The 343-nt window shown below is 44.9% G+C and carries 1 pseudogene; it reads left to right on the forward strand.

Annotated elements, in window-relative coordinates:
- Positions 1–118: 118 nt before the first annotated feature.
- Positions 119–343: pseudogene (locus AB4585_RS28060) on the forward strand (23S rRNA (cytidine(2498)-2'-O)-methyltransferase RlmM); the annotation flags it as partial.

Genomic DNA, 343 nt, shown 5'->3' on the forward strand with positions numbered 1-343 from the left:
CTGGATGCTGAGTATAGCGGCGAGCGAAGGTGTACCTTCCATTAGCCAAGATGAGAATATTTTAGACGCGATAGCGTCGAGCGTTGAAGCTTCTTAACGCATTGAAACGAGGTTTAACTTGAAACAGGTTATTTTATATTGCCGTGCAGGCTTTGAGAAAGATTGTGCTGGCGAGATTCAAGACAAGGCAAACAACCTTGAGGTGTTTGGTTTCCCCCGCGTTAAGCGCAATAGTGGCTATGTTCTGTTTGAATGTTACACCGAAGGGGATGCGGAACGCTTAGTACGTGAGATTGATTTCAAAACGCTTATTTTTGCTCGTCAAATGTTTGCTGTTGCAGCG

Source organism: Vibrio sp. 10N.222.49.C9, from assembly GCF_041474985.1.
In the GTDB taxonomy this organism is placed as follows: Bacteria; Pseudomonadota; Gammaproteobacteria; order Enterobacterales; family Vibrionaceae; genus Vibrio; species Vibrio crassostreae_C.